This is a genomic window from Thermodesulfobacteriota bacterium (genome assembly GCA_036482575.1).
Taxonomy (GTDB): Bacteria; Desulfobacterota; GWC2-55-46; order GWC2-55-46; family JAUVFY01; genus JAZGJJ01.
In genome coordinates this window covers 1-4390 of the sequence record JAZGJJ010000187.1, presented here as the reverse complement: position 1 = coordinate 4390, position 4390 = coordinate 1, and the positions used below count along the sequence as shown (strand labels likewise).

The following is a 4390-nucleotide window of genomic DNA, read 5'->3' as shown; positions in this document are numbered from 1 at the left end:
GTGGGGTGGGGGGCTACCCGCCGCCGCTCTCGATCCTCTCCAGCCGCTTTTTCGCTTTCGGGTGGTCGGGGTCCAGTTCCAGTGCCTTTCCGTAGTGGCGGGCGGCCTCGTCGATAGAACCCCTCATCTCGTGCGCGAGACCGAGGTTGTAGTGGGCAGAGGGGTTGGCCGGGGCGAGCCGGAGACGACACGCCGGAAACTCCTCCACGGCCCTGTCGTAGCGGCCCGTACGGCCGTAGAGTGCCCCCAGGGCCATGCGTGCCGGGAGGTACTCGGGCCTTACGCGGAGCGCCTCGGTGTAGTGGTGGAGCGACTCCGCAAACATATCTTCTTCTATGAAGAGCATCCCGAGTTTCAGGTGCATGTCGGCAACGTAGCTCCTCGCTCCGGAGAAGAGCTCCAGTTCGGCCAGGTGGAACTTAAGCTCGCTGTATGCCGGGGTGAAGGCCGGGTTTATCCTGAGCGCCTCGTAGTTGTGGCCGGCGGCGGACTATTTCGAGGGCGCTACGCATTCCTGTCCGCTAAGGCGGGCATGTTCATACGAATTCGACGGCGGGGCGTCCTCTCCCTTTTCCGGCCACCACTCCAATGGCCCGGGCCTTCTCGCCCATCCGTTCGAGTTTTTTAACTACTGCCCGGCTCTCGGCGCTCCGTACCACCAGCACCATGCCTATGCCGCAGTTGAAGGTCCTGAGCATCTCGGCTTCGGATATGCCGCCGCCGTCCCGGATGAGCTTGAATACCGGGGGCAGCGGCCAGGAACTTTTATCTATCACGGCCTTAACCCCCTTCGGCAGTATCCTCGGGACGTTCTCCGTAAGCCCCCCGCCGGTTATGTGCGCGATGCCGCGTATCTTAAAGTCCTTCATGAGTTTTAATATCGGCTTTACGTATATCCTTGTCGGTGTCAGGAGCTCGGCGCTGACCGTCTTTCCGAGCCCTCGGGGTTTGTCTTTAAGTCCGAGGCCGAGCTTGTCGAACAGTACCTTCCTCGCCAGCGAGTAGCCGTTACTGTGGAGCCCGCTCGACCGGAGCCCTATAAGCGCGTCCCCGGCGCGTACGGCGGAGCCGTCTATTATTTTTTTTCTATCCACCACCCCCACGGCAAAGCCCGCGAGGTCGTACTCGCCGGGTGAGTACATGCCCGGCATCTCGGCGGTCTCCCCTCCGACAAGCGCGCACCCCGCCTCCCTGCACCCCGCGGCTATCCCTTTTATTATCGACGACGCCCTCCGGGCGTCAAGCCTTCCTGTTGCAAGGTAATCGAGGAAAAAGAGCGGCTCCGCCCCGGTGGTCACTATGTCGTTTACGCTCATGGCCACCAGATCCCTCCCGACGGTCGAGTGCCGGCCGGTCATGAAGGCGACCATGAGCTTTGTGCCGACCCCGTCGGTGGCGGATACGAGGACCGGGTCCCTTAAACCCTTGAAGCGTCCGGAAAAGAGCGCCCCGAAGCCGCCTATGCCGGCGATGACGCCGCTGCGGGAGGTCCGCGAGGCAAGGGGTTTTATCAGCTTTACGAGCCTCTCTCCCTCGCTTATGTCGACGCCGGAGCTCTTATATGTGAGCCGTTTTTTCATCGATTTTATAAGATAGTCCAACCGCCCCTTAAAGTCAACCTTCAGTGGCGGGCTGACAGTCATGGGCGGCCCATGACTGTCAGTCGGGAAAGAGGGTGTGCACAGTTTGCACACACCCTTTGCACATCTTATCCGCACCTTGTCAACAGGTATACGCAACCGGGTCTAAAGAGGGTGTGCTTTCTTTACCTTTTCCACTATTACTTTTTGGCATAGTCATTGCAACTATTACAGTATGCAGCTGTTGTGGAGTACTTTTTTGCGTAAAAGCCGCCGGCCCTTATTGCAATAAGCCGCTCAGGGCCATACGACCGTGAGTACGGGGTTTAACCCCTATAGCTTTGAGCTTCGGACATTTCGTACCAGGTATACTGTAACGTCATAACGGAATGTTATCCCATACCCGGTGTGTGTAGAAAGGCAAACCAAGGAGGTCGACCATGAACATCACTGAGATAAGTATTCTGCCGGTGGCTGGCGACGAGAAACTTAAGGCCTTTGTAACCCTCAAAGTGGACGACTGCTTCATCATACGGGATGTGAAGGTCATAAAGGGGGGAGCCGGGCTCTTCGTAGCCATGCCGGCGAAGAGGATGAAGGACGGCAGCTACAGGGACCTCGTCCATCCCCTTGACAGGGAAACGAGGGAGAAGCTCGAGCTTCGGGTCCTCGATGAGTATAAGCGCGTGGTTGCCGCCCCGGCAACGGGCGTGACTTCGCCCAGGCCCTCCCGGGCCTGAACTCGGCGAAGCGGGGCGGATCATTAAAGAAGGCCGGACGAGTTAAAACCCGTCCGGCCTTCTTTGTAATCTGTCGGTCTTTTCAGGACAGACGGTTTTCCGTTGACAATACCGGGCCGCAGGTAGTAAATTTACGGGGCACCGGGATCTCTATTACTAAACCCGAAGGAAGGCGTTTTCTTATGGCGAACATTAGACCGTTCAGGGGACTTCTATACCACCCGGAGAAGGTGGGGGAACTTAAGGCGGTGATGGCCCCGCCTTATGACGTCATATCTCCTGAAAGGCAGGAGATACTCTACCGCAGACACCCCAATAATATAGTAAGGCTCATACTCGGAAAGACAACCCCCACCGACGTCACGGGCAGCGACCGGTACTCCAGGGCCGCCGCCGAGCTGTATAAATGGACGGAGGAGGGGGTGCTCGGGAGGGACGAGACCCCCGCCATATACTACTACACCCAGACCTACGGCCTGCCCGGCGGGGGGAGCGGGGGGAGGGGGGGGAGGAGAGAGAGGAAGGGCTTTATCGCACTTTCGAGGATCGAAGAGCCGGGCAAGGGGTCGATACACGCCCACGAAAGGACGCTCTCCGGCCCAAAGGCCGACAGGCTTAACCTCATGAAGGCATGCAGGGCGAACTTTAGCTGCATATTCACCCTTTACTCGGACCCGGAGCTTCGGGTAAACGGACTCCTGGAAGGCGGCGCGGACGGCGAGCCTATGATAGGCAAGCCTATGATAGGCTCGCCCATGATAGAGGTGGCAGACGACGACGGTACGGAGAACCGGCTCTGGAGGATAAGCGCCCCGGACGTTATAGACGGCGTCTGTGCCGCGATGCGGAAGAAGGCGCTCTTCATAGCGGACGGACATCACCGCTACGAGACGGCCCTTAACTACAGGAATATGATGAGGGAGGGTAGCGGGGATGGTGGGGAGGAGGGGGAGGAGCCCTTCGACTACGTGATGACGTACTTTTCGAATATGGACGAGGAGGGGCTCTCCGTATTCCCCACCCACAGGGTCGTGCACAGCCTGGGGGGGTTCGAGCCGACAGGCTTCCTCAAAAAGTGCGGGGAGTACTTCGATATAGAGGAACTCCCGTTTGACGAAGGCAGTGAAGCCGCCGCAAGGGATGAGCTCTTAAAGAAGCTCGGGGAGGGGGGAGAGGGGGGACAAGCCCGCTTCGGCCTCCGGATAAAGGGTGAAGACAGGTACCACCTCCTGACGCTCGATAAGACGGGGATAATGGACGAGCTCTTCGGCGACGCCATACCGGAGGTCTATAAGTCCCTGGACGTGACGGTCCTCCACTCCCTGATACTGGACAAAATCCTCGGCATAACCCGTGAGGCGCAGGAGGCGCAGACGAATATCCGCTACGTAAAGGACACGGGCGACGCCCTGGAGGCCGCAACAGAGGACGCCAACCAGCTTGCCTTCATAATGAACCCTACGAAGGTGGGGGAGATAAGAGAGGTCTCGGAGGCGGGGCTTCTTATGCCGCAGAAGTCCACCTACTTCTATCCGAAACTCCTCTCCGGCCTCGTCATTAACCCCCTGGACTGAGAGCGAAGAGATGGCCGTACGACCCGCAGCCGACGAGACGCTGGAGCCGCTCGGCCCCTACACCTTTATTCAGAAGAAGGCCGGTTATCGCGTAACGGAGGATTCGTTCCTCCTCGCGGAGTTCCTGCCCCAACCGGGAGAAAAAGACACGGTCGTGGACCTCGGCACCGGCTCCGGCGTAATGCTGCTCCTGCTTGCCTGGAAGACGGGGGTGGAGAGGGTCGTAGGGGTCGAGGCCGAAGGGGAGGCGGCGGAGACGGCGCGCGGGAACGTACGCGCCAACGGGCTCGGGTCGAGGGTCGAGATAGTGGAGATGGACTGGCGGATGGCACCTTCGGTCTATCCCGAGGGTTCCTTCTCCGTTGTCGTGAGCAACCCCCCGTACGTAAAGAGTGGTGCGGGCAGGGTAAGCCCGCACCCCGGAAGGGCGGCGGCCAGGACCGAAATTATGGGGGGGCTCGACGAACTCGTCCGCGTATCGGCCCACCTTGCGGGC

General features: G+C 59.6%; 5 protein-coding genes. 3 read left to right on the top strand and 2 right to left on the bottom strand.

Going from position 1 to position 4390, the window contains the following annotated elements:
* Positions 1-13: 13 nt before the first annotated feature.
* Both V3W31_08225 and purM read right to left on the bottom strand, forming a co-directional pair.
* A complete protein-coding gene (locus V3W31_08225) occupies positions 14-364 on the bottom strand; it encodes a tetratricopeptide repeat protein (protein MEE9614915.1) in 351 nt (116 codons plus the stop codon).
* 172 nt (positions 365-536) lie between these two features.
* Positions 537-1580 (bottom strand): phosphoribosylformylglycinamidine cyclo-ligase, encoded by a 1044-nt coding sequence (gene purM, locus V3W31_08220; protein MEE9614914.1) that lies wholly within the window; start codon positions 1578-1580, stop codon positions 537-539.
* A 440-nt stretch (positions 1581-2020) separates the two neighbouring features.
* On the opposite strand from purM, the gene V3W31_08215 reads away from it, so the two are divergent.
* The 3 genes from V3W31_08215 to V3W31_08205 form a co-directional block, all read left to right on the top strand.
* The gene (locus tag V3W31_08215) at positions 2021-2320 is read left to right on the top strand and encodes a SpoVG family protein (GenBank protein MEE9614913.1); all 300 of its coding nucleotides are present in this window, start codon (positions 2021-2023) and stop codon (positions 2318-2320) included.
* A 182-nt stretch (positions 2321-2502) separates the two neighbouring features.
* Positions 2503-3894 carry a DUF1015 domain-containing protein gene (locus V3W31_08210; GenBank protein ID MEE9614912.1) on the top strand — a complete coding sequence of 464 codons (1392 nt, stop codon included), beginning with the start codon at positions 2503-2505 and terminating at the stop codon, positions 3892-3894.
* Positions 3895-3904: 10 nt separating this feature from the next.
* The coding region (locus V3W31_08205; GenBank protein MEE9614911.1) for a methyltransferase at positions 3905-4390 on the top strand (486 nt) is incomplete at its 3' end.